The sequence below is a fragment of the Corynebacterium sp. 045007 genome (assembly GCF_040743205.1).
Lineage (GTDB): Bacteria > Actinomycetota > Actinomycetes > Mycobacteriales > Mycobacteriaceae > Corynebacterium > Corynebacterium jeikeium_D.
Genome location: NZ_JBFLKW010000001.1, coordinates 215,042 through 239,194, shown reverse-complemented (window position 1 = coordinate 239,194; position 24,153 = coordinate 215,042). Strand labels below are relative to the sequence as shown.

At 59.4% G+C, this 24,153-nt stretch carries 19 protein-coding genes; 16 read left to right on the top strand and 3 right to left on the bottom strand.

Annotated features, from left to right (window positions below; translation table 11 throughout):
• The first annotated feature begins 286 nt into the window (after nt 1–286).
• The 7 genes from rpsM to AB1Z34_RS01030 all read left to right on the top strand — a co-directional run bounded on the left by rpsM (nt 287) and on the right by AB1Z34_RS01030 (nt 6,684).
• On the top strand, nt 287–655 hold the full coding sequence (gene rpsM, locus AB1Z34_RS01060; protein ID WP_005509836.1) for a 30S ribosomal protein S13: 369 nt from the start codon (nt 287–289) through the stop codon (nt 653–655).
• A gap of 3 nt (nt 656–658) precedes the next feature.
• Nucleotides 659–1,063, top strand: a complete 405-nt coding sequence (rpsK, locus tag AB1Z34_RS01055; RefSeq protein WP_016422078.1) for a 30S ribosomal protein S11 — start codon at nt 659–661, stop codon at nt 1,061–1,063.
• Between the two features lie 24 nt (nt 1,064–1,087).
• The gene (gene rpsD / locus AB1Z34_RS01050; RefSeq protein WP_005509964.1) at nt 1,088–1,693 is read left to right on the top strand and encodes a 30S ribosomal protein S4; all 606 of its coding nucleotides are present in this window, start codon (nt 1,088–1,090) and stop codon (nt 1,691–1,693) included.
• A gap of 73 nt (nt 1,694–1,766) precedes the next feature.
• Nucleotides 1,767–2,792 carry a DNA-directed RNA polymerase subunit alpha gene (locus tag AB1Z34_RS01045; RefSeq protein ID WP_016422079.1) on the top strand — a complete coding sequence of 342 codons (1,026 nt, stop codon included), beginning with the start codon at nt 1,767–1,769 and terminating at the stop codon, nt 2,790–2,792.
• Between the two features lie 37 nt (nt 2,793–2,829).
• Entirely contained in the window at nt 2,830–3,300 is a 471-nt protein-coding gene (gene rplQ, locus AB1Z34_RS01040) for a 50S ribosomal protein L17 (RefSeq protein ID WP_016422080.1), read from the top strand.
• Nucleotides 3,301–3,592: 292 nt separating this feature from the next.
• Entirely contained in the window at nt 3,593–4,483 is an 891-nt protein-coding gene (locus AB1Z34_RS01035) for a tRNA pseudouridine(38-40) synthase TruA (RefSeq protein WP_367157782.1), read from the top strand.
• A 59-nt stretch (nt 4,484–4,542) separates the two neighbouring features.
• Nucleotides 4,543–6,684 (top strand): DUF6541 family protein, encoded by a 2,142-nt coding sequence (locus AB1Z34_RS01030; RefSeq protein WP_284837547.1) that lies wholly within the window; start codon nt 4,543–4,545, stop codon nt 6,682–6,684.
• A 589-nt stretch (nt 6,685–7,273) separates the two neighbouring features.
• Here the strand turns inward: AB1Z34_RS01030 and AB1Z34_RS01025 are convergent.
• Nucleotides 7,274–8,428 carry a hypothetical protein gene (locus AB1Z34_RS01025; RefSeq protein ID WP_258225644.1) on the bottom strand — a complete coding sequence of 385 codons (1,155 nt, stop codon included), beginning with the start codon at nt 8,426–8,428 and terminating at the stop codon, nt 7,274–7,276.
• Nucleotides 8,429–8,542: 114 nt separating this feature from the next.
• On the opposite strand from AB1Z34_RS01025, the gene eccB reads away from it, so the two are divergent.
• Complete coding sequence (gene eccB / locus AB1Z34_RS01020) at nt 8,543–9,985, top strand: type VII secretion protein EccB (RefSeq protein ID WP_049190399.1); 1,443 nt, start codon at nt 8,543–8,545, stop codon at nt 9,983–9,985.
• On the opposite strand, the gene mycP is transcribed toward eccB, so the two are convergent.
• Both mycP and eccD read right to left on the bottom strand, forming a co-directional pair.
• The gene (gene mycP, locus AB1Z34_RS01015; protein ID WP_367157772.1) at nt 9,944–11,182 is read right to left on the bottom strand and encodes a type VII secretion-associated serine protease mycosin; all 1,239 of its coding nucleotides are present in this window, start codon (nt 11,180–11,182) and stop codon (nt 9,944–9,946) included. The two genes, eccB and mycP, sit on opposite strands and share 42 nt — an antisense overlap.
• Nucleotides 11,183–11,196: 14 nt before the next feature.
• On the bottom strand, nt 11,197–12,588 hold the full coding sequence (eccD, locus tag AB1Z34_RS01010; RefSeq protein WP_070603531.1) for a type VII secretion integral membrane protein EccD: 1,392 nt from the start codon (nt 12,586–12,588) through the stop codon (nt 11,197–11,199).
• Between the two features lie 221 nt (nt 12,589–12,809).
• On the opposite strand from eccD, the gene eccCa reads away from it, so the two are divergent.
• From eccCa to AB1Z34_RS00970, 8 genes are all read left to right on the top strand, one after another.
• Nucleotides 12,810–16,637 carry a type VII secretion protein EccCa gene (gene eccCa, locus AB1Z34_RS01005; RefSeq protein WP_367157771.1) on the top strand — a complete coding sequence of 1,276 codons (3,828 nt, stop codon included), beginning with the start codon at nt 12,810–12,812 and terminating at the stop codon, nt 16,635–16,637.
• Complete coding sequence (locus AB1Z34_RS01000; protein ID WP_367157770.1) at nt 16,637–18,025, top strand: type VII secretion-associated protein; 1,389 nt, start codon at nt 16,637–16,639, stop codon at nt 18,023–18,025. Before eccCa ends, AB1Z34_RS01000 begins: the two co-directional genes overlap by 1 nt.
• Nucleotides 18,026–18,227: 202 nt before the next feature.
• A complete protein-coding gene (locus tag AB1Z34_RS00995) occupies nt 18,228–18,554 on the top strand; it encodes a WXG100 family type VII secretion target (protein WP_005510029.1) in 327 nt (108 codons plus the stop codon).
• A 73-nt stretch (nt 18,555–18,627) separates the two neighbouring features.
• Entirely contained in the window at nt 18,628–18,915 is a 288-nt protein-coding gene (locus tag AB1Z34_RS00990) for a WXG100 family type VII secretion target (protein ID WP_016422090.1), read from the top strand.
• Nucleotides 18,916–19,232: 317 nt separating this feature from the next.
• Nucleotides 19,233–19,676, top strand: coding sequence for a 50S ribosomal protein L13 (gene rplM, locus AB1Z34_RS00985; RefSeq protein WP_005509852.1), 444 nt, complete (start codon nt 19,233–19,235; stop codon nt 19,674–19,676).
• On the top strand, nt 19,673–20,233 hold the full coding sequence (gene rpsI, locus AB1Z34_RS00980) for a 30S ribosomal protein S9 (protein WP_016422091.1): 561 nt from the start codon (nt 19,673–19,675) through the stop codon (nt 20,231–20,233). Before rplM ends, rpsI begins: the two co-directional genes overlap by 4 nt.
• 219 nt (nt 20,234–20,452) lie before the next feature.
• Entirely contained in the window at nt 20,453–22,375 is a 1,923-nt protein-coding gene (locus tag AB1Z34_RS00975) for an acyltransferase family protein (RefSeq protein WP_070858120.1), read from the top strand.
• 43 nt (nt 22,376–22,418) lie between these two features.
• Nucleotides 22,419–24,107 (top strand): VanW family protein, encoded by a 1,689-nt coding sequence (locus tag AB1Z34_RS00970; protein ID WP_367157769.1) that lies wholly within the window; start codon nt 22,419–22,421, stop codon nt 24,105–24,107.
• The last annotated feature ends 46 nt before the right edge of the window (nt 24,108–24,153 follow it).

Sequence of the window (24,153 nt, the reverse complement as noted above, 5' to 3'; positions counted from 1 at the left end):
CCACTGTTGGTAGTGGTTATGGGCTTATTTACTAACTAGACAGAAACTCCACCGTCCTAGCTGCTTCTGGTGACGGCCGCGTGATGTTGAGACCTAGTGTCTCAGCAGTTCGGCGCGGTGGTTCTTTATGAAAGCTTTTCCACAGAAGTAAGCGAGAATACCTCCGGCAACGGTGGCTGGAGCCTTTCTATAACACCTGCGCGACTCGGCGTCCGACCGAGTAAGCCGGGTCTGGGAAGGATGGCAGTGGAGTAAACCACCGCATCAACCGGAAGGAAATTGCCGTATGGCACGCCTTGCTGGAGTTGACCTGCCACGCAACAAGCGTATGGAGGTCGCTCTTACCTACATCTATGGCATCGGCCCTGCCCGTGCCAATGAGCTGCTGGAGAAGACCGGCATCTCTCCGGATCTGCGCACCGACGCTCTCACCGATGAGCAGGTTGCTGCGCTGCGTGACGTGATTGAAGCTACCTGGAAGGTCGAGGGTGACCTCCGCCGTCAGGTTCAGGCTGATATCCGCCGCAAGATTGAGATTGGTTCCTACCAGGGTCTGCGCCACCGTCGTGGCCTGCCAGTCCGTGGTCAGCGCACCAAGACCAACGCTCGTACGCGTAAGGGTCCGAAGAAGACGATCGCCGGAAAGAAGAAGTAAAACATGGCAGCTCCGAAGTCCGCACGCGGCCGTCGTACCGGCCGTCGCGTTGTAAAGAAGAACGTGGCTCAGGGCCACGCATACATCAAGTCCACCTTCAACAACACCATCGTGTCCATCACGGACCCGAAGGGCGCTGTTATCTCGTGGGCCTCCTCTGGTCACGTCGGTTTCAAGGGCTCTCGTAAGTCCACTCCGTTCGCTGCTCAGATGGCCGCCGAGAACGCTGCTCGTAAGGCCATGGAGCACGGTATGAAGAAGGTTGACGTTTTCGTTAAGGGTCCGGGTTCGGGCCGCGAAACCGCCATCCGTTCCCTCCAGGCCGCTGGCCTTGAGGTGTCCTCGATCTCGGATGTGACCCCTCAGCCGCACAACGGCTGCCGTCCGCCGAAGCGTCGTCGCGTCTAGGAATAGGGTAAGGAGAGAACAGAAATGGCCCGTTATACCGGTCCCGCAACCCGTAAGTCCCGTCGTCTCCGCGTCGACCTCGTCGGTGGCGACATGAACTTTGAGCGTCGTCCCTACCCTCCGGGGCAGGCTGGCCGCGCTCGTATCAAGGAGTCGGAGTACCTGCTCCAGCTCCAGGAGAAGCAGAAGGCACGTTTCACCTACGGCGTGATGGAGAAGCAGTTCCGTCGCTACTACGCCGAGGCTCACCGTCGTCCGGGCAAGACTGGCGATAACCTCGTCGTCCTGCTGGAGTCGCGTCTCGACAACGTTGTCTACCGCGCTGGTCTGGCTCGTACCCGTCGCCAGGCTCGTCAGCTGGTTTCCCACGGCCACTTCACCGTTAACGGTAAGAAGATCAACGTGCCGTCCTTCCAGGTAAGCCAGTACGACATCATCGACGTGCGCCCGAAGTCGCAGAAGATGATTTGGTTCGAAGAGGCACAGGAGAACCTGGTCGACGCTGTCGTCCCGGCATGGCTTCAGGTTGTTCCTGAGTCCCTGCGCATCCTCGTGCACCAGACCCCGGAACGCGCACAGATCGACATTCCGCTTCAGGAACAGCTGATCGTCGAGTTCTACTCGAAGTAATAACCAACTTCGCTTGCATCCATTCATTCCCTATGGCGTCATATAGCGGTCGCCACCTGGAGGATTTTCGAAAATGCTCATTTCCCAGCGCCCAACGCTGACTGAGGACTACATTGATTCCTCTCGCTCCCGGTTCGTCATTGAGCCGCTGGAGCCGGGTTTCGGTTACACCCTCGGTAACTCTCTTCGTCGTACGTTGCTGTCGTCCATTCCGGGCGCTGCAGTCACCAGCATCCGCATTGACGGTGTGCTGCACGAGTTCACCACTATCCCGGGCGTGAAGGAAGATGTCTCCGACATCATCCTGAACATCAAGGGTCTGGTGCTCTCGAGCGAGTTCGATGAGCCGGCTACCGTTTACCTGCGTCGCGAAGGTGCAGGCGCGGTGACCGCTGCAGACATTGAGTGCCCAGCAGGTGTGGAGATTCATAACCCGGACCACCACATCGCTACTCTCAATGATTCCGGTCGCTTGGATATTGAGATGATCGTTGAGCGTGGTCGTGGCTACGTGCCGGCGACCCCGAACTCCGGTGGCGAAATCGGCCGCATTCCGATGGACCAGATTTACTCGCCAGTTCTGAAGGTCAGCTACAAGGTGGAGGCTACTCGTGTTGAGCAGCGCACCGACTTTGACAAGCTGATCATCGATGTCGAGACCAAGAACTCGATCACCGCCCGCGACGCAATGGCGTCGGCAGGCAAGACTCTGGTTGAGCTGTTCGGTCTGGCACGTGAGCTGAACGAGGCTGCTGAGGGCATCGAGATTGGCCCGAGCCCGCGCGAGGCTGAGGATGTCGCTGCGTACCAGACTCCGATTGAGGATCTGGACTTCTCTATGCGCTCCTACAACTGCCTCAAGCGTGAGGAGATCCACACTGTCGGTGAGCTCGCTGCTCGTACCGAGTCGGATCTGCTGGATATCCGCAACTTCGGTGACAAGTCCATCAATGAGGTCAAGGAGAAGCTCGCTGAGCTTGGCCTCGCTCTGAAGGATTCCCCGAACAACTTCGACCCGGCTGCTGTCGCTGATTTGGACGCTGCCTCGGGCGATGACGCTGACTGGACTGATGGCGCAAGCGCTGGCTACGACGAGTAGTTCACCGACGCGACTTCATTAAAACGAGGAGATACCTATGCCTACCCCTAAGCAGGGTTCCCGTCTCGGCGGCTCCGCTTCGCACCAGAAGAAGATTCTGGCCAACCTCGCGAAGCAGCTCATCGAGCACGGCAAGATTAAGACCACCGACACCAAGGCCAAGCTGCTGCGTCCGTACGTTGAGAAGCTAATCACCAAGGCAAAGCGCGGCACTCTCGCAGATCGCCGCAACGTTGCAAAGCTGCTTAACGACAACTACGCAGTTAAGAAGCTGTTCGACGAGATCGGTCCGCAGTTCGCTGATCGCGACGGCGGCTACACCCGCATCATCAAGCTGGGTAACCGCAAGGGCGACAACGCCCCGATCTCTCTGATCGCCCTGGTTGAGGAAGAGACCGCAACTGCTGAGGCAACTCGCGCAACTCGCGCTGCTGCTTCCAAGCAGGCTGAAGAGGCAAAGGCCGAAGAGGCCGAGGCTACTGAGGCTGAGGCTGCAGAGGAGGAGTAATTCCCCTCGCCGACGGCTTCTGACCGTCAAGCTTTGAACCCCCGTTGAGCAGTTCATATCTGAACGCTCTCCCGGGGGTTCTTTGTGCTTAACGACGGTGCATAGCGCCCGTCCCCAGTTCTGCCTCCGGTTACACCGACGGATTACGCACCAACATTGAGAGCCATACGGAGACCCTGCGGTGGAAACTGCTGATTCTCTAATCCGGGGTCCCGGCTACAATCTGTTAACCGTGACATCACTTACTCCAACGACTCCGGATACCCCGTGCGATTCTCCCGATCGTGCCGCTATGGGGAGCACCGACTCCGACCTGGTTCGGTTGCGTTTTGACATTGCCTATGACGGGACAGATTTCCACGGTTGGGCTTCTCAGCGCGATAAGCCAACGGGAGAACCGGTGCGGACTGTGCAGGCGACGTTGGAATCTACTTTGGAGAAGGTGTTGCGCACTCCAGTGCAACTGACTGTGGCCGGTCGTACAGATGCTGGTGTCCATGCCTCCGGGCAGGTGGCTCACGCAGATGTTCCTGTCGCCTGTTTAGACACACGTTCTATCGCAGGGGATCCGGGTAATTTGGTTCGTCGTGTAGCGCGACTATTGCCCGCGGACGTGACGCTTCGGGGCACCTCGTTTGCGCCCCCGGGTTTCGATGCCCGCTTTTCCGCGTTACGTCGGCACTATGTCTACCGTGTCACTAGTTGCGTCAGTGGCCCGCTTCCTACCCGTGCTCGCGATACGGCCCACTGGCGGCGGTCAGTGGACATCAACCGCATGCAGGTGGCGGCTGATGCCCTACTGGGGCTCAATGACTTTGCCGCTTTTTGCCGACACAAGCCGCATGCGACGACCACTAGAGATTTACAGCAGTTCCAGTGGTTCGACGTATCTACGCGGGAAGAACCAGAGCTGTACGAGGCCCATGTGACTGCCGACGCGTTCTGCTGGTCTATGGTGCGCTCACTGGTTGGGGCCTGCCTTAGTGTCGGTGAGGGGCGACGTGCGGTTGGATTCACTGAACAGTTGTTGAGTGAAGAGAAGCGTTCCCCATTGGTCCCGGTGGCAGAGGCGCGTGGGCTCAGCCTGGTAGGTGTTGATTACCCCGGCGATGCTGATTTGGCGGCCAGGGCGGAGCAGACCCGCGAGCGTCGTGATGCCCGGACAGATGTGGACGAGGCTTAAATGTACAAGCTCTCGGTAATATTCCCTGAAGAAAGTGACCGTAGGAGGAGTGTTCGGTAGTGGTGTGGGCAATTGTTAGCTTGGTTGCGCTGCTCGTAATCCCCGGCGCTGTTGTAGTGAGAGCCAGCGGCGTTCGTACTCCGTGGGCGCTGGCCCTCGGTCCTGCGGTGACGTTTGGTATCGCAGGCACCGCAGGGTGGGCGCTCGGCGCTATCGATGTGCGCTTCACCTTGGTCAGTGCGTCTATCTGCTGGGCCGTGACACTACTTCTCGCGCTTTGCTGGAGTGGCGGCAGCGCTTTGATTCGGCGGCGGCGCGGTAGTGTCGGTCGCTCGGTGTCGGCCGAGGCGCAGCCGCTCGCCTCAGGTCGATGGCGCGAGTTGGGCTATGGGCTAATCGCAAGTATCGGGGTCATCATCGCAGCGGCGGTTCTCACGTGGAGCGCTATCGGTCGCATCGCTTCAATGTCCGAGGGGATGGCGACCATCCAGCAAGGCTGGGACACACTCTGGCATGCAAGTGTGCTCCGTTCGATTACGGAAGACGGCATGGCCTCGGCCACTAGGATGGGCGAGATCCAGAATGTGGAAACTCAGGCGGTGTCCTACTATCCCGCCGCATGGCATGCGTTCGGTGCGCTTTGGATACTGATTGTCCGTCTACCAATCACCGAGGCAGTCAATTACCTCGGCATTATCATTCCGGCCGTGACCATACCCACGGCGGCTGCGGCGCTCACCTGGAGAATTATTGATCGCCGAAAGCTGTCCACCGCCGTTGCCGCGGGGGTTGCAGCGCTTGTTTCCGCAGCGCTTCCGGTATTGATGCCCGTCGGGGTCTTCGTGGGGGCCTGGCCGTACCAGGTCTCGATTGCACTAGCGATTACCGTTTTTGCCTTTGTTACGTCGCTCCCGCACGCACCTCAGCGCATCTTGAGCGCCGCGCTTTCGATAATCGGTATCGGAGAGCTCCATCCGGCATCGGTGCCTACAGTCGTTATGCTCGGTGCAATCTGGTGGTTGTGCTACCGCCTGCCGCGTCCCGCGCATCCTGAACTGGGTGCGGTTCGCGCCAGGCTTTACGACGTCGCGGTGATTGCAGCCGCCTTCGTGCCAGCAGTGGCAGTTCTCCTGCCGCAGTGGCTTACGGGAACTTCTCAGACCGAGGATGTGCGCGCGGTTAGTGCTGAAGTAGACGACCTCGATCGTTTCGATGCGTGGTATCGAGGCGCCACAATGCTGACTCGCCACACTGAGGAATTCCGGCCGTTCTGGCCAATTATCATCCTTGGGTTCATCGGGATGGCGTTTTTGGTTTTCGCAGATACTTCGCGCCGACGGGTGTGGGTAGTACCGGCCTGGTTTGTTTCGGTGTTGATGACGACCCACGCGCTCAATCATTTTGGTGGCGTGCCGGGCGATATTCTCGCGCTGTATACGGATCTTCACTATTCGACACCTCACCGGTTGGTGATGGTCACCGCGTACCTGTATTCCGCGTTTGCGGGTATCGCCGTTGCGTGGGGCTGCGCGTGGGCGGCTCGAATTAGTGAGTCAAAGGTGCCATCGACGGGGCGGGTTCTGGGGTTGAGCTTAGCGACGGTGAGCTCTGCTGTACTTGTGGTCTATGGAGTGGCGTCTAATGCTAGCGCTGCGGATTTCGCCTACAAGAGCCCTAGGGAATGGCAAATCATTTCCAAGGCTGACTTGAAGGCATTTGATTGGTTGGCCGAGCAGCCGGAGGCACATAAGTACCGCACGTTTACCAATCCGCCGGAGGGGTCCAGCTGGATGTACGCTCGCAATGACTTGCCGGTAGTGTTCCCGCACTATGACTGGCCAGTGGCGAATAAGTGGACTGCTACCTCAATGCTGTACTGGCACGCTGATTACCTCGGTTTTCCAGACCCCGACCGGCCGGATGGGGTGAACGATGTCGATCGCTCAGCCCGAAAGCTGAACGTGGGATTCATCTATTTGTCACCCCCGGGTATTTGGGATTCCAAGGAGGATTTAGAGTTTCCTGGTGAAGGGCTCTGGGTAGCTCCAGGGGTAACCCCTGTTTATCGGGATAGGGAAGTAACTATCTTCGCCTTCAATGACGTGATTACGCCAGAACGCATCGACGAGATGCGAGCTAGTTCTCCGGAAGTAATTCCTCCCTCGGCTACTAGGGGATGGAGCGATGGTCGGGTAGGTTAGGACACCATGCGGATGAATAAATTTATGGCAACGATCGCAGCTGGTGTGATGATGACTTTCGCGCTGGCCGGATGTGGAGACGACGAGCCGGCTAAGCCGGAAGTCTCGAATCGCTCCGTCAGTTCTTCCGCAAAGACCAAATCCTCGACTCCGCCGAAATCGACTGAGGAGTCGACGACACCGACAAAATCAGAGACGCCGACGGAAACTCCTGCAATCACCCAGGTCAATGATGCGGATTACACCCCGGCGGACGGCCCAAATACTCGACTCTTTCAGTTGGAGGATGGCACGACACGCTGCTTCCTCAACGATCTGAGCGGTGACGCCTACTTGGCCTGCCAGGTGAATCTTGCCAATCCTCCGATGGTCGATGACGGCACGGGAAACAAGGTTCCCGCCAATGCTGTGTCCTGGAACCCGGGGGGAGTTACTTACGAGGTCCTTACGTTCCCGCCGGCGGGTGAGATGAAGACGCTGCCAGCGAATTCTCAGTTGAGCGCATTCGGTTACAACTGCGCGGCCTATGGCCCGTCTACTCTGGAGTGCTCGGGACCAGCGGGCGCTGCCACTATCGACAATGGCAATGTCACCGGTGCACAGATGCCGAAGGAGGATGTGCCTCCTGCAGCAGGCGGTCAGCCGGGTGGCCAAGAAAATGGCGCTCCGAATGACCCAGCGGGGCAGGGGGAGCCTGACGGCTCCCAGGCGCCGGGCGGTCTGCCAGATTTGGGTGCGTTGATTCCGGGCCTGAACCGCTAGTTGCCCGCATAGCCAGTGGCTGCAGTTCATCGGTAGTGCGGGCGGTAGATAGCGTCCAGGTGAATTCGCCCATCACCAGTCGAGGACACGAAGCTGGCATTTCCGCTGCTGCTGCCGTGGGGGAACCTCCACGACTGACCTCGATGATTCTGGCGATTCCAGTACACAGGTCGGGCTCATACTCTTCGACAACAACCACATCGACGGTGTCGTCTCCAGCTCGAGCGAGAAGTACTGCGCCCAAATCAAGAGCCACAGTATAGAAATGTGGACGGGACGTGCGAATTCCGACTCGATAGCCGAGCGAGAGCATTCCGATGAGCAGCTCACAAATGTCCTGATTGCCGCAGTCGACCTCCAATCGGGGGAGGTTCGCGGGACACATTGTGATGGTTTGTCCGCTGCTCCCGGCCCCTATGACCTGCGCCGGACCATTAGTGATAGCGATGTCACGTTGTCGGCTTAACCACAGGTGCGGTTTGCGTCCCAACGCCGCCACATGATGAGAGCGTCCAGTGCGGCGTAGCTGCACGACCTCCGCAGAGCTCTCAGTCAGAGCACATTCCGGTGCCGTCAATCGCCGTGCGCGAATACCAAGGGTTCCCAGCCGGTGGATGAGGAAGCGTAGGGCTTTGTCAGCGGAGGCTTCCACCGGAAGAGTTGCCACCAGATGTGTCCAGGGTTCAGGGGCTGTGCCGGAGCGCTCGGCTGCTCGGAAGTAGCGGTGCGCATGCTCTCCGCGGACTTCCGGCGCAATGTGATAAAAGCACAGCGCATCCAGGGTCACTGGGCTGTCGTCGGCAAGCGAGACGATATCCGCAGCGCTTAGCTGGCTGCGCAGGCCTGGCGTGAGACGTAGCCCGATGAGTTGTCCTGGTTCGGTGCGTCGCAGGCGGTCGCGAAGGCTGCGGCCGCGCACAGGGACATGCGCGCCTGCAGTGATGGTTATTGCTGTAATGAGCAGCCACAATGACAATGGCATGTGAAAATCCCCCCAATATGTTCCCCACTAAAATTCCCCTGGTCGCACAGTAGCGCGGCCTGGCTTACTCTGCAGGGTAGAGATTATTTGGGGGAATAGTTTTGGGGGAAACTCATGCCACGTACGCCGACTACGCCTAGCCAGGTCAGCGGTCATCGATTCTTGATTCGTCGGATTGAGCATGCGCTTGTGCGTGCGGATTCGCGAATGCTGCACGATCCTCTGCGCACGCGTACGCGAGCACTGTTTATCGGCTGTGCGCTGGTGGTTTTACTGGCCGCCGGCACTGCGGTGCTGTCGTTGGTGCGGCCGCAGGGCGGTTCGAGCTCCAATGAGCAGCTGATTGTCGTATCGGGGTCGGAGGGCCTGCATGTACGTGTCAATGGTCGATTGCATCCAGTCGCGAATCTCGCATCGGCGCGGTTAATTTTGGGCAATCCTGCTGAGCCGAAGCGGGTGCGCAGTAGCGAGTTGGACAAAGAGGACATCAGTTTTGCTGTCGGGATTGAGGGCGCACCGGCAGTTCCGGCCGCGCCGGCAGGCTCTGGTGCCTCGGGAGCTGCCAAGAGGGGCAGTGCAGGTGCGCCGGAGTTGGCACTGTCTTTATGCGAGCGGACGGTGCAAGACCTCGGGCAGCCGTGGATTGTTGCAGAGTCGCTTGCGCGTCTTGAAGAAGTCCGTGGGGAACCGCAGCAGCTTACCCGAACCCACTCGGACAGTGCCGTCGTTGCCGATGGCCAAAACCTCTGGCTGATTACGCAGGGCTACCGCTCGCGGCTGGATGTCAACCACCCGGAGCACGCCGCTGTTTCTCGAGCGCTGGGGTTGGAACGCGCCGCAGTCCGGCCTGTCAGCCCTGCGTTGCTCAGAACGATTCCGGAGGTTCCGATTCTGGCCGCGCCAGCAATCCCGAACCGCGGCGCACCCACGCACTTCGCCGCTCCATTCGACACAGTCGGCAATGTGGTTGAGGTCGGGCAGCGGCGCGTTATCGTGCTTGACGACGGTGCCGCGATTCTCTCCCCGGTGCTAGGAGAGCTATTAGCTGCGCATAGCCCAGTTCTGCAGGCCAGTGAGGGGCAGCTGGCGGCAGTTCCCGTTGCGAATGCGCCAGCAGTCCCGGGGCTACCTGAAAAGCCGCTGACGTTTGCCGATGCTGATGGCTGGTTGTGTGCCGGCCGGATAGCAGGACGGCCGCAAGCTCTCGTGCAGTGGTCGCAGCATGCTCCGGAGGGGCGGCACGTGGATTACCCGCATGCCGACGGTTCGGGTGCGGCCGTCGACGGTTTCGTGGATGGTCGCAGCCGTGAGCGCAGCTCGATTGCAGTAAGCGTAAATGGGGCCGTACACGTCATTTCGCCAGAGGGGATGCGCTTTGCTGTGCACGATCGCACGACGTTGGCTGCCCTCGGGTTTAATGCATCAACCAATGCCGATAGCGGTGGCACGCGACCAGTGGACTGGGAAGTGCTGGCCGCGTTGCGCGGAGGCCCTGAGCTGAGTAAGCAGGCGGCGCTAGGGCCGCTGTCTGGGGCGCGAGAGCAGCCAGGCACCTAGGCCCAGTGCGTATATCAGGAGCAGTCCAGTCGCCCGGAGCGGTGCATTGCGCTCCTGCGAAGAAAGCAGATCCGGTGGAGCCGGTGCGGCAGCGGGATTGGCTGCGTGCTGCGCGGCGGTGTCCACCGTGGTCCAAATCAGGGCGTCATAAGGTGCAACGATGCCGCGGCCAAGGCCGAGCCCGGAACTAATTGGGCTCGCGGAACTAAGGATGATGTCGCGAACCTGTGCTGGGGAAAGCTCTGGGTTTCGTGCCAGCAGCAGGGCGGCTGTGCCCGACACGGTTGGCGTGGCAAAGCTGGTGCCGGCAATCTGTTGAGCTCGGGTGTTATCCCCGGACCCGAACACGTGGCGATCTATCAGACCGGTGGGGGTGCGCGGATCGGGACCAAGTACGGGGCCGCCGGGAGCAGAGACATTGACCCATTGTCCCGTGATTGCATACTCCGCGGGTTGTGCTTGGCCAGCATCGTCGAACTGTACTGCTGATACTGCGATTACCTCCGGCAGGACTGCGGGCCACGCTACGGATCCGTCCTGACAGCTATCGCCCTTATTGCCTGCCGCTGCGACCACTACTGCGCCCGAGATTTCCGCGCGAGCGACGCTCTCGGCAACATCCGTTGCACCTTGGGGCATTACGCCTGCCGGGGCACACGATGTGAGCGAGATATTGATGACCCGCGCGCCCTCCGCGACGGCCCTGTCGATAGCTTGTGCCAGCGACTCCAAATTGCCTTCGCCATCGGCCGTTTGCCTTATCGACAACACGTGCGCGTCGGGCGCCAGTCCGGCGAAACCATCGGCGCCGGGCCGACCTGCAATAATGCCGGCTACTAGAGTTCCGTGACCGTCGCAGTCTACGAACCCGCTGTTGCCGTCGACAAAATCGCCACCGTCGAGAACCTCGCCCAGGCGCTCATTGGGTGAGACCCCGGTATCGATTACCGCCACCGTAATCCCCGCACCCGTCGTCAGTTGCCATGCTTGGCGAAACCGAAGAGCTTTTTCGATCACCGTCGGTTCATGCAGTGCGCTTTCCGACGACAGCATCGTGGCCACGCAGTCCTGGCTGTTCTGGGCAGCCGCTATTGGTGCGATGCCCGACGGTGCTACTGCGGTGGCCGCCGTCAACGTCGAGATAAGCACTGTGGAAAGTGCGGCCGTGGCGGTGAGACGAGTTTTTATGGCATTCATGAAAAGTGGGTTTTTCACTGGAAGAACCCACTTACGAACTCAGGGAATTCGGCAATGATGGCCGCAATGGGCAAAATAACGGCGATACTGCAGGCCTCGGTTAGCTCAGCTATGCGGCGCGTTGTAGGTGAGATGCGTGACGCGGGAAATGCGGCTAAGGCGGTGGCTGCAAGCATGGGGACGACCAGGCCAGCGGCGACTGGCCAATTGCCCTCGAACCACTGTTGAAAGGCGACGGCCACAATGACGGCAAGACCAGCTAAAGCAGTACAGGTGGAAGCTACTTTCCGGGCTTGGCCACGGGAGTGAATTGCACAAAAGACTATGACAGCAGCAGCCATGCCTAGAGGCCACCACTTGTTCGCATAGGCTCCGGAGAAAAGTACCACCAGGGTGAAGATGCTGAGACTTCCGGTGCCACTGCAGAGGATGCCATCGAGAATCCACCCCGCTCGCTTAGGTGCGTTGTGGGATATTTCGGGAGTTTCGCTGTCATCGAAGCTCTCGCCGGCGGCAGGGACTTTGGGTACGCGAATACCGGCAGCCTTGATAGCGATGGAAGGTGCCAGCAGTATCAGGATGACTGCACTAGCAGCGGTGAGCGCTCCTGATTGAACCGAGTTGTGGAAAAGTGCGACAGCCGCAGCGTAAATACCGAAGGTAACTGCAGCACTGAGACTCGTCGCGCCCAGGGTAACGGTGATGCGGTTGTCGCCGTCGCCGGTGTTGGAAATGAGAAAAATCAAACCGATGACGGCAAGCGCGACACTAATCGCAGCAGTCGGCGGCCAGTCGGTGAGTATGCGGTGTAGGTCGAGGCCAACGAAGCAGAGTCCCGAAGCGGTGCCCAGAATGAGCACTTGCAGCTCCAGGGACATGACAATCGCCGGTTTTGCGCTACGCAACAGAGCCAGGCGCAGTCCACCCGCTACTGCCAGCAGCGCGATGAAGCTGATTGCCGCGGCCAGTGTGGAATCGGTACTGCTCAAGCTCAGTGAGGCAGCTGCGATTGAAGCCGTGGCCACGAGGGCGGCGGTACAGCCAACAACCAAATCAGCCGTCCCGATACCGTCGGTATAGGTGGTGTCGGTAATAGCATCGGCGGCATCGAAGAGTCGAGGTTTGGGCACGGGACCTGGGTCGTTGATAACAACCAGGCGTTCGCCTGGTGCAATACCGGCATCGTTCAGGGTGTCGTCGGCAAGCAAAATCGTGCCAGTGGCGGTCCGTAGCTGCCACTGTGCCAGCGGGAAGTCCGCAATGTCGATATCGAAAATTTGCAGGATATCCGGTACAAGTGCGGCGATTGCGACGTTGGTCGGTAACGCAAGGTCTGCGTGTGCTCGGTTGGTGTCTTCGGGCATGTGTGCGGCATCAATGCGCACGCGAATGAGTTCCCCCAGCATGTATTTCCCCCCATGAATTCTGCATGCTTTAGTCCCTCTAGAGTGTCGTACAACTCGCTAGAGCGCTACTCGGAGTAGTAACTGCGCGTGCCCCCGCTATCAGTTTCGGTCATGCGCTGCGAGAATCCGGAGTGTGTTTTAAGCTATGCGTACACCGATTGGTCGGGGGATTGGCCGTCGAGTGAACACAAGGGGCGACACATAGCGGGGGGGGGATTTTTGTGACTAGTGCACAGGCGGAGATTTCGGCTACCCGAAAAGCGGGGCCGCAGCCTATGACGGGCACAATCGCGCCGGATGCGCCTCCAGAAGCGCCCGAGCCACAGCCGGTGCCGCTGATGCGTGCACTCATGCCGTTAATCATGGTCGTGGCGGTGGTCGGCATGGTGGTGTTGATGTTTGTCTCTGGGATGGGACGTAACCCGATGTCGTTTATGTTTCCGCTGATGATGGTGTTTTCCACTGTGGGCATGATGGTGTCGGGAGGGGCGGGAAATAAGGACATGGCACCGGCGCGGAAGGACTATCAGAGGCATTTGTCCAGTATTCGCCGCGCGGTGGCGAAAGCAGCGAGGATGCAGCGTGAATCGGCGCAGTTTATCCACCCTCGGCCTGGAACTCTGTGGCAGCTGGGGGTGATGGGGCGGGCGTGCGAACGCCGAAAGGGGGACCCGGATTTCTTGCAGCTGCGCATCGGGGTGGCAACGCAGCAGCCCGCAACGCCCGTAACACCACCGGCAATTCCGGCGCCGGAGAAACTGGATCCGGTTTCCGCCGTAGCACTGCGGGAAGTTATTCGATCGGCTCGTCAGGTTGAGGGAGTGCCCTTTGCCATAGATGTGTCGGCCTTTGAGATCATCGCGCTCACTGGAGATACCGCGGCGCAGGGGCTGGCTCGAGCGATGGTCGCCCAAGCTGCTGCGCTGCATCATCCGGAGGATTGCCTGATTGCAGTTGTGGGAGATGAGTGGGAATGGCTGAAATGGACGCCACACCACGGACACCCCGCAGTTACTGATGCCTGTGGCCCAGCGCGGTTGCGGGCGGCGACGTGTGCGCAGCTGACTGAGCTGCTCACGGCTATCGACACACTGCCAGCTGCAGTGCTAATTGTGCTGGCGGATTCGAACGGACAGCACGATGTCACTGAACTGACACCGATTTTTGACGCGGCGGGGTCGGAGACCTCGGTAGTACTACTGACCGTCGTGGAAGCGCAGTCAACGTTGTGGGAGGCAGCGGTTCACCATGGCATCGCGCTGGTTGTTTCCACTACTGCTGTGCATGCGGAAACCGCGTCCGGACGGGAGGAGATTGGCGTACCTGATCAGCTGAGTCCAGCAGAAGCGGAGGTGCTTGGGCGGAGCTTGGCGCGTTTTGAAGTACCAACAAGCGCAGATGATTCCGTTAAGACCTCGGAAGATCCGGTGATGGAGGAGCTCGGGCTGTATCCGCCTCCGACAACTCTGCGCTACCGACCGCGCTACGGCAGTGCGCGTCTGCGAATTCCTGTGGGGGCTGATGACAGCGGCGCGCCGGTCTATCTGGATTTTAAGGAGAGTGCCGAGGGCGGCATGGGGCCACACGGTTTGTGCGTTGGCGCCACAGGATCGGGTAAGTCGGAATTCCTCCGAACGACCGTGGTAGGGCTCGCAGCCACGCACAGTCCGGATCAGTTGAACTTTGTGCTGGTGGACTTCAAGGGCGGGGCGACGTTTCTGGGCCTGGATCAATTGCCTCATGTTTCGGCGGTGATTACCAACTTGGAGCAGGAGCTTATCCTGGTCAACCGCATGGAAGACGCACTGCGGGGTGAGATGACGCGGCGTCAAGAGCAGCTACGCGCTGCGGGGAATTTTGCCGGTGTCAGCGATTATGAGCAAGCCCGACGCACTGGGCAGATAGATGCGCCACCCATGCCTGCGTTGCTGATTGTGGTGGATGAGTTTTCGGAGCTGCTCTCCGCACGCCCGGAGTTTGCTGAGCTCTTCGTTGCGATTGGTCGGTTGGGGCGTAGTTTGCACATGCATTTGCTGCTGGCCAGTCAGCGTCTGGAGGAAGGCCGCTTGCGCGGGTTGGAAAGCCATCTTTCCTATCGTATTGGGTTGAAGACCTTTTCCGTCGCGGAGTCCCGCAGCGTGCTGGGCGTTCCGGACGCCTATCATCTGCCGGCCATCCCGGGCATCGGATATATCAAATCTGCTGCCGCCGAACCGGTGCGGTTTCGGTCGGCGTATGTTTCCGGCCCGGTGGTCCGTCCGCGGCCTATTGACGGTGCGACGGCTGGGGCAGAGCAGAGGCTGCAGGGGCAGGTCGCAGCTGTCACTGAATTTACCGCTGAAAATTGGACGCGGGAGGCTTTCGGTGCGTCGTTAAGCGATGGTGGAATGGTGGACCCGCCTGCGCAGACATCGGAGCAGACGGTGCTCGGTGCCGTGGTGGCAGCGGTGTCGCACGTATCGACACGTGCGCATCGGGTGTGGCTGCCACCACTACCGGAGGCCATCGAGCTTCAGCCCGACGAACAGCTGCCGCGACAGCGATTGACCGGTGTGATTGGGCTGGTGGACAAGCCGCTGTTTCAGCGTCAGGACCCACTGCGTATTGACCTGCGCACGACCGGCGGGCACGTGGCAATCGTCGGAGCGCCGCGGTCAGGAAAGACCACTGCCGCACGCACAGCGATCCTCGCGCTTGCCGACGGCATCAGCGCCCGTGACCTGCATTTTTATATCGTCGACTGTGGTGCGGGCGGCTTGAGCGACCTGGCTGAGTTGCCGCATGTCGCGTCGGTTGCACACCGTGGAGACGAGGAGCTTATTCGCCGTACGATTGGTTTTTTGCGTCGTGAGGTAAGTCGTCGGGAACAGCTCTTTCGTACTAATGGATGGCTCTCTCCGGAAGCAGCGCGGGCGGCAGGACAGCCGGATTCGGTGTTGGTCATTGACGGCTGGGGTGCGTTCAAAACGGAGTTTCCGGCGCTGAGTGACGATGTGCAGGCGCTGGTTGCAGATGGATTGGCGGTGGGAATTCATGTCCTGCTCACGGCCTATCGCTGGACGGACATGAGACCTGCCGTTCGCGACCTGATTGGTACTCGGATCGAGCTGCGGCAGGCGGAGTCGATGGATTCAATGATTGACCGTAAGGCAGCGGAGCTGGTGCCGGAGAGCCCAGGACGCGGAGTCGCGCCGGGCGGGTTTGCGATGCTGGTAGCTCTCACCGGCGCTGCAGACACTAAGCGGATTGCAGAGACAGTGCCGCACGGTGAGCAGGCACCAAAGCTCCAGTTGTTGCCACGGCGGATTGATATTGCGCGTTTGCCGCGACCAGCGGCCGCTGCGAGAGGTGCGATTGCAGTGGGGCTTGAAGAAGCCGGTCTGGGCGCGGTGATATTCCATCCAGAAAAGGATCGCCACCTACTGATATTCGGTTCGGCGGGCAGCGGCAGAACCGCCGCGCTGAGGGGCATCGTTCACCAGCTGCGGTACTCCCAGTCGGACTCGAAATTCGTCGTGATTGACTACCGCCGTGGGCTAATGGAGGCCGTGCCCCAAGAGCGGCTGGCCGGCTATGCGGGCTCGGCTGCGGTGGCGACACCCATGCTGGCAGAGCTGGCAGAGGTACTGAAGGCTCGTCTCCCGCAACCGGATATCACCCCAGCGCAGTTGAAGGCCCGAAATTGGTGGAGTGGTCCAAGCATCAATGTCATCGTGGACGACTATGACCTCGTGGCTGGCTCGCGGGGTAACCCCTTGCAGCCGCTGGCGGAAGTCATCGCTCACGCCGCCGACATTGGGCTCAATATCTTTTTTGCCCGTCGAATCAGCGGGGCGTTGCGTTCCCTCCACGACCCGGTCATGGGTGCGGTTAAGGACCAGGGTGCCAGCGTCTTTGTCATGGACGGCACACGCGACGACGGCCCCATCCTCGGCGTAAAGCCCTGCGAGCAGCCGCCGGGCCGTGGCTATTGGGTGGCGCACGGCCAGAGTCCGCAGATTGTGCAGTTGGGTTGGTTGGATACCGCTGGTGACCAGGAGGACAGTTGATGATTCGGGTCGAATCTTCTTCCACCACCCAGACCCCGACGCTGCGCCACGGCACCTGGCACCTGTGGGGACTCGCGGCACCTGCAGACACCGCAGAACTGGCGGTGCATGGCCCTAGACCGCTTCTCGAGAGCATGCAAACAGTCATTGTGCCCAGCTATTGGGGTGCTGTGCGACAGTGCCGGTTGGCCTCCGCGCTATTGGCTGCTGAACTCAATCCGTACATCCTGACGCTTGCCGACGCCGTTGTGGAACTCGATGAGGCAACTGTGTCTCATAGCGTGTTGGTGGAAGTAGAGGAAACGCGTGTCTGTGTCACTCGTCTGAGCGGGGGCCACATTGCCAGTCGGATGACACATTTGGTCGGAGCGAACGACAGCGCACCATTGGTGGAAACAGTCATTGCGCTGGCTTATCAGCTGACCATGTATCCGGATGCGCCCCAGGGGATACCCGATGATGTGGAAGTTAGTGGTGGGCGCGGTATCACTGAGTATCCGCCCCGCTGGCAGGAGGATATTGAGTTCATCGTCGGCGAAGTTCCACCCGGGCTAGCGAACCCGCGGCGAGCTCTACTAGTCGATCGTCTGCGCGACCGTGGATTTTTAGTCTTCGACTGCCCAGCATCGCGGCTCGGGGAGTGCGTAAATCCGGCCTGGTTGAAAAACATCGGCGACGCTGAAGCCGGTGAAGTGGAGCCGTCGGAGGATTTCGCGGGGCGGCGTCCTGCAGCCAGGGCAGAAGTCAGCTCAGCGTCGAATCAAAGCACAGTTGTGTCAGTAGCTGCCGTTGGTTTGTTGACGGTGGTGGTTCTGATTGTTGGGATTGCTGCATGGCTCATTAGTGGCGGCATAGTTAGGGAGAACGAAGGGAGACAGAAGCAGCGTGAGACATCGCACGCACAGGCTCCTCCTGTAACTACGCCTCCTGTAACGACGCCTCCATCCACATCGAAACCAGTTCCTGATTCTGCTCCAGTAGTCAAACTGACCAATGCGGGCGTGGAAGCTCGGTTTCCCGGCGGGTGGGAGCTTGACTCGGCAAGTCCGTTAGACCGTCTGATTGCGGTGGATGGCGGAGATATGCGCGTCTTGGTGCTCGCTAGCCCGCTTTCGCAGGACATGGCGCTTGAACATCTAGCCGCCGCTTTGAGCAGCTCCGTTGCCGGGGATGAGACAAAGTCCGCGCCGGAACGCAGACAAGTACTGGGCACCGATGTCGTAGTCGTAGAGGAGCGGCTGCCGTCAGGTAATTCGATAGTGCTCTGGCATCACAAAGTGATGTACGGAACTCAAGTCAGTGTGGGGTGCCAGTTCAGAGGAAGGACTATTGCGCCGGTACGGCCCGTATGCGACCAGGCAGTAGTAAGCGCTCGGCCGGTGCCGTAATACGCGAGGGGCGTAGAGAAAGTGACTGGGGGATGGGCGGGGGTAGGCAGGGGTAAAGGTTGGAAAACCAAAATGGAACCGAATCGGGGTTTTTCGCGCCAAACAATATGACGGGTTTTTAACGCGGGAAGCTGGCTGGCTCGCGCGGGGAGGTAAAAATGCCGTCGTTAATCAGTCACTCAACACGAATAAGGGGGAAACAGTGGCAAACCTATTTGCAGCCGAATCAGATCAAATGACCACTACCGCGGGGGACGTCGATGGCGTCAACTCGGAAGTACAGGGCGAGCTGGGTCGCATTCGAGGCGTCGTGGACGGTCTGGCGGGGGAATGGAAGGGCCAGGCTAAAGACAGCTTCGATGATCTGATGCTTCGTTGGGATGACGCAGCTATGCGTCTGTCCAATGCGCTGACGGATATCGCGGACAACATCCGCGCCAATTCCAGCAGCTTCGATGCGGGCGAGGACGAGGGGGCGTCGTCGTTCAAGCAGGTGGCAGCAGCGGGTGCGTCGTTGCTGAACCTCTAAACGTTTTATCGAATCGCACAACCACAACACTGAATCACACAACACACATCACCTTTTGGGGAAAGGGTTCTTAATGCAACCAATTAGGTACAGTTTTGGCGGCATCGACGGTGCTGCCGATGACATTCGGTCCACTTCTGGCACCATCAACGGGCTGCTCGGAGATTTGAAGAAGCGCATCGCGCCGATGGTCTCTACGTGGGAGGGTGACTCTTCGGATTCTTACCAGGAGGCTCAGCGTGAATGGGACACAGCAGCGGAGGAGCTCAATATGATTCTCACGACTATCGCGGATACGGTCAGCGCAGGTAGCCAGCGAATGGCGGATATTAACCGCCGCGCGGCAGCTAGCTGGGGATAGCTTGGTTCCTGATTGAGGCACTTTTGATTGAGCTATGTAACCGGGGGAGGGGAGGACATTGCTCAATTGAGATCTTCAGTTAGGTATCTGCCTTTGAAGTATTCTTGCTAGCAGCACTCCAGGGGGGAAAGGCCAGTCTCAGCACTTTGCGGCTGAGACTGGCTTTGGCATTTTTTGTTCTAGTGCCATCTCAAGGTAGAGTAGTCAAACTGTGTGCGCACACGTGAATGTTGCCTCGGGTCTCCACCGGCCGCCGGGGAATAACAACAGTGTGCACGGTGGCTGGCAAATCTACACGGACCCTAAAAGGAGTCATGTTGTCTACTTTCCATCCGAAGGACGGTGACATCGAGCGCAAGTGGTACGTCATCGACGCTACCGACGTTGTTCTCGGCCGTCTGGCTACTCACGCCGCAGACTTGCTGCGCGGTAAGGGCAAGGCTTACTTCGCCCCTAACGTCGACTGCGGTGACCACGTCATCATCATCAACGCCGATAAGGTGCACGTCTCCTCGAACAAGCGGGAACGTGAGATGCGCTACCGCCACTCGGGCTTCCCGGGCGGCCTGAAGTCGATGACCCTGGGTCGTTCCCTCGAGGTTCACCCGGAGCGTGTTATCGCTGAGGCTATTGAGGGCATGATGCCGCACAACAAGCTTTCGCGTGCGTCCATCAAGAAGCTGCACGTCTTCGCCGGTTCCGAGCACCCGTTCGCCGGTCAGAAGCCTGAAAACTACGAGATCAAGGCGGTGGCACAGTGACCAACCCACAGGACGTCAATGAGAACCAGAACGTAGAGGCCACCGAGGCTTCCTACGATGATGTTCAGGCTGCCGCTGCTGCTGCCACTGAAGAGTTCACCTCTTCCATCGGCGACGCAGTTGCTACCGAGACCGAGGCTGAGGCTGCTCCGGCTGCACCGCTGACCCTGGATCGCCCGATTCAGACTGTCGGTCGTCGTAAGCGCGCTGTCGCCCGCGTCGTTCTGACCGCTGGTTCCGGCAAGATTGTCTGCAACGGCCGCGAGCTCGAGGATTACTTCCCGAACAAGCTGCACCAGCAGGAGATCAAGGATCCGCTGGTCCTGGTCGAGCGCGAGAGCCAGTTCGACATCAAGGCCAACATCAACGGTGGTGGCCCGTCCGGTCAGGCCGGTGCTCTGCGCCTGGCTATCGCTCGTGCCCTGAACGAGTTCAACCCGGAGGAGCGCAGCGTTCTCAAGAAGGCTGGCTTCCTCACCCGCGACGCTCGTGCTGTCGAGCGCAAGAAGGCTGGTCTGCACAAGGCCCGTCGCGCACCGCAGTACTCCAAGCGTTAAGCTTTACTGCTTCGAAAAGCACCTCAGTTTGCGTATTACACGCAAGCCGAGGTGCTTTTTTGGTTAAAGTCCGCAGTGACCAGGCATGGCTGCATTTTTGGGACAAGCCCCGTACGTTAGACTTTTATCCGTTAAAAACTGCCACGAGAATCGTTTATCGCGGTGCGATTGCAGTGCGATGAAAGTGCGATTGCAGTGCGATGGGAAGAAGGAAATCGTATGGCGGTGAGCACCACAGCCACCAAGACCTCCGACACGAAGAGCTCCTCTAGCTCGTCGTCGGTGGCGAAGCATCCCTTCCGCATTCGACGCGTACCAGGCATTGATGGGCTGCGCGGTCTGGCCGTTGCCACAGTGGTGATCTACCACTACTTCGATAATGTGCTGCCCGGTGGCTACATCGGTGTGGATATCTTCTTCGTGCTCTCCGGATTTCTCATCACCTCGCTTCTGGTGCGCGAACGCGCGGTCACTGGGCGCATCGATCTAAAGGACTTCTGGCTCCGTCGACTGCGCCGCATCGCTCCGGCTGCGATGTTTGTGTTGTTTATTTCCATCGCCGTCGCAGGTCTGGTCGGCGGGGATCCCGCTGTTGGCTTGTCGACGCAGTTTCTCGGCACGGTCTTTTTCGTCAATAACTGGACGCAGATTGCGGGTTCTCAGTCCTATTTCGCGGATTCCGGAGTGCAGCTGTTAGCGCACTACTGGTCACTGTCGGTGGAGGAGCAGTTCTACTTGCTCTGGCCATTGATCTTTGTGGCTCTTCTCGCCCTGAAGCTGGCATCTCGCAAGCTGGCAGCAGTGGCGGGCATTGGGGCGGTTGCTTCTTTCGTGTGGATGGTCTCGCTCTACGATCCGAAGGTCGACCCCACGAGGGTCTACTACGGTACCGATACTCACGCCTTTGGACTCCTGTTTGGCGCGGCCCTCGCATTGTGGTTGACATCGACGTCGTCACGCGCAGAGGCGGACTCCTGGCCACGCACAGAACCCCTTCTGCGGGACTTCTTTGGCAGTTCCGCCCAAGCTTTCGTAGTGGCCTCGCTGCCTCTGATCTTCCTTTCGTTGGTTCTGCTGATGATGTCGGATACCGCGTCGGCGACTTACCGCGGTGGGTTGGTGTTCGCCTCGTTGCTGTCGGCGGCGATTCTCTATCTTGTCGTTCGCGGTGTCTCACCCGTGCGTCAGATTTTCGAGTTCAAGCCACTGTGCTGGCTGGGAAAGATTTCTTTCTCGCTGTACCTGTGGCACTGGCCGGTCATCGTGCTCATCCGTGAACTGCTGGAGCGCAGTGAGGCCATGCAGTATGAGAACCTCGCTGCCTGCGCAGGTATTGCGCTATCGCTGCTTTTGGCGAACTGGTCATACAAGAATGTGGAATCGCCAATTCGCCGGATGGGTTACCGCCGTTGGATGGCGCAGTTTTCGGGCACGCAGTTTGCCGGTTCCTGGAAGCCGCGCGTTGCAGCAGGGCTGGCGCTGGTCGTCGTGGTTGGTGCAGTTGTGGGAATGGCTACGGCGCCGAAGATGACACGTCTGGAGGCGCAGCTACAGGAGGCAGCTGAGCGCCGTGCGCAGGCTCAGAAGGCGGAGGAAGCCGAGTTGGCCAAGCGCGTTATGCCGCGTGGTGACCAGATCACCGCTATCGGCGACTCTGTGATGCTCGCCTCGGCGTCCGCGTTGGAAGAGAAGCTGCCCGGTATCTATATCGATGCGGCTGTTTCCCGTGGTTATCCGGCCGCCCCGGAGATCATCGCGAGTATGAAGGCGGCGGGTACGCTCGATCCATTCGTCGTGCTGGGTCTTGGTATCAATCAGTCGGCTGCGGCATCGGACGAACACCTGTTGGATGAGATCCTCGATTCGCTGGGTGAAGACCGCATCATTGTCCTAATCAACCCGTACGGTGATCGTGTGTGGATGCCGCAGTCGGAGAGGGAAGTCCTCGACGCGGCAAAGAAGCGCGACAATGTCTATGTGGCTGACTGGTGCCATGGTGTGCGTGATGATTTGTCCAAGCTGCGCGCGGACCTTATCCACCCGACCCCCGATGGCGCCGAGGTCTATGCCAATGCCGTGGTCGATGCTTTCCAGCAGTATGCGAAGAACAAGAAACGCATTCCGGACACCTGCGGAATCTAATAAAAATCTAGTTAGTAGTGTTTCCACGGTAAAGTAAGTGGCTGTGGCCAAACAAAAGTCTTCCTCCAGTCACCGTGGATTAAAGATTTTCCTCGGCATCGTCCTCGGTATCTTCGCGCTCTTCGGTGTGTTTTACGCTGTCGATTACGTGCTGAACAAGGACCATGTCCCGCGCGGGTCTACCGTTGCGGGTATTGACATCAGCACGCTGAGCGCGAATCACGCTGAGGCGAAGCTCGAAGAGCAGCTCGGTGATCTTTCCACTCATCCAGTGGCGTTTCGTGCCGGCGAACGCACGGCGGAGGTTCTGCCCGAGGAGGCGGGGCTGAGCATCGACTGGGAGAAGACGGTCGCGCAGGCGGGTAAGCAGACGGCGAACCCAGTTACCTGGGTGCGCAGTTTCTTTACTACCCGTGAGCTGGATTTGGTCAGCGATATCGATAGCTCTAAGTTCGAGCCGCAGGTCGACCGTCTCGTCGGCGAACTGACTATTGCTCCCGTCGATGGTGAGGTCAAGCTTGTCGACGGCCGCGTGGAAACAACTCCACCGGTCATCGGCCAAGATGTCGACCGCAATGCGGTCAGCGGGGATTTGGCCGCCAAGTGGTTGTCGCCGGAGGGCATCGATGTAGAGACCACCGCGCACGACCCGGCTATCGGTGAGGATCAGGTCCGTGAGGCAGCTGAGGGAGAGGCCGCCGATGCGGTGTCGGGCCCCATTGTTGCCAAGGGTCGTGATGGCAAAGATGGTGTAATTCCGCCGGAGCGCATGGCTGAAATCATCAGCTTTGTGTCGCGCGACGGTGGATTGGCCGCCGATATTAATGTCGACCGCGCACGCGAGATCCTCGAGGAGGGGCTGGCTGCTTCCGAGGTTGATAAGCGCAATGCGTCGATACGCTTCAGCGGTGGTTCGCGTGAAGTGGTCCCCTCGGTTGATGGCGTAGCCGTGAAGTGGGATGAAACTATGAAGGACTTCGCCGAGCGTGTGACTTCGACGGATAAGCGCGAGTTCGATGCGGTCTACGAGGACAAGCCCGCCACCTACACCACCGAACAAGCGGAAAGTGCCACCTTCGATGATGTCATTGGTGAGTTCACCACCGGTGGCTTCAGCTCGGCATCGGGAACAAACATTGCCCTGGTGTCGCAGATGGTCAACGGCGCATTCGTGGCGCCGGGCGATACATTCAGCCTGAACGGCTACACGGGTCCGCGCGGTACTGCGCAGGGTTTTGTCGAGTCGGGCATCATCCTCAACGGCCATGCGGATAAGGCTGTCGGTGGTGGCATTAGCCAGTTCGCCACCACTTTGTACAATGCTTCGTACTTTGCGGGCATGGAGGATGTCGCGCACACTCCGCACAGTTACTACATTTCGCGTTACCCGGCCGGCCGTGAGGCGACGGTGTACGAGGGTGCAATCGACCTAGCGTTTAAGAACAGCTCCGACACTCCGATTCTTATCGAGGCCGTTACTACTGGCTCCGACGTCACTGTGCGCATCAAGGGTGTGAAGAAGGTCAACGTTGAGTCCATCAATGGTGGCCGTTGGGCATACACGCAACCGCAGCGCATGCAGGTCAGTGGCAGCTCTTGCCAGCCGTCGTCGGGTGCGCAGGGCTTCACCACTTCCGACACACGCGTCATTCGGGACCTCTCGGGCGCGGAAATATCGCGTGAAACTCAGACTACGGTTTATGACCCGCAGCCAATTGTGTCCTGTGGCTAGTCTGGATTCGCCTGCGCGACCGGCTAAAGTAATACAGCATTGACAA

Coding starts and splice junctions, on each gene's coding strand:
- eccD (WP_070603531.1), bottom strand. CDS start 12,588: ATGCTGGGGGAACTCATTCGCGTGCGCATTGATGCCGCACACATGCCC.
- AB1Z34_RS01025 (WP_258225644.1), bottom strand. CDS start 8,428: ATGCCATTGTCATTGTGGCTGCTCATTACAGCAATAACCATCACTGCA.
- AB1Z34_RS01045 (WP_016422079.1), top strand. CDS start 1,767: ATGCTCATTTCCCAGCGCCCAACGCTGACTGAGGACTACATTGATTCC.
- rpsM (WP_005509836.1), top strand. CDS start 287: ATGGCACGCCTTGCTGGAGTTGACCTGCCACGCAACAAGCGTATGGAG.
- AB1Z34_RS00990 (WP_016422090.1), top strand. CDS start 18,628: ATGCAACCAATTAGGTACAGTTTTGGCGGCATCGACGGTGCTGCCGAT.
- eccB (WP_049190399.1), top strand. CDS start 8,543: ATGCCACGTACGCCGACTACGCCTAGCCAGGTCAGCGGTCATCGATTC.
- AB1Z34_RS01000 (WP_367157770.1), top strand. CDS start 16,637: ATGATTCGGGTCGAATCTTCTTCCACCACCCAGACCCCGACGCTGCGC.
- mycP (WP_367157772.1), bottom strand. CDS start 11,182: ATGAATGCCATAAAAACTCGTCTCACCGCCACGGCCGCACTTTCCACA.
- rplQ (WP_016422080.1), top strand. CDS start 2,830: ATGCCTACCCCTAAGCAGGGTTCCCGTCTCGGCGGCTCCGCTTCGCAC.
- AB1Z34_RS01035 (WP_367157782.1), top strand. CDS start 3,593: ATGGGGAGCACCGACTCCGACCTGGTTCGGTTGCGTTTTGACATTGCC.
- rpsD (WP_005509964.1), top strand. CDS start 1,088: ATGGCCCGTTATACCGGTCCCGCAACCCGTAAGTCCCGTCGTCTCCGC.
- rpsK (WP_016422078.1), top strand. CDS start 659: ATGGCAGCTCCGAAGTCCGCACGCGGCCGTCGTACCGGCCGTCGCGTT.
- AB1Z34_RS00975 (WP_070858120.1), top strand. CDS start 20,453: ATGGCGGTGAGCACCACAGCCACCAAGACCTCCGACACGAAGAGCTCC.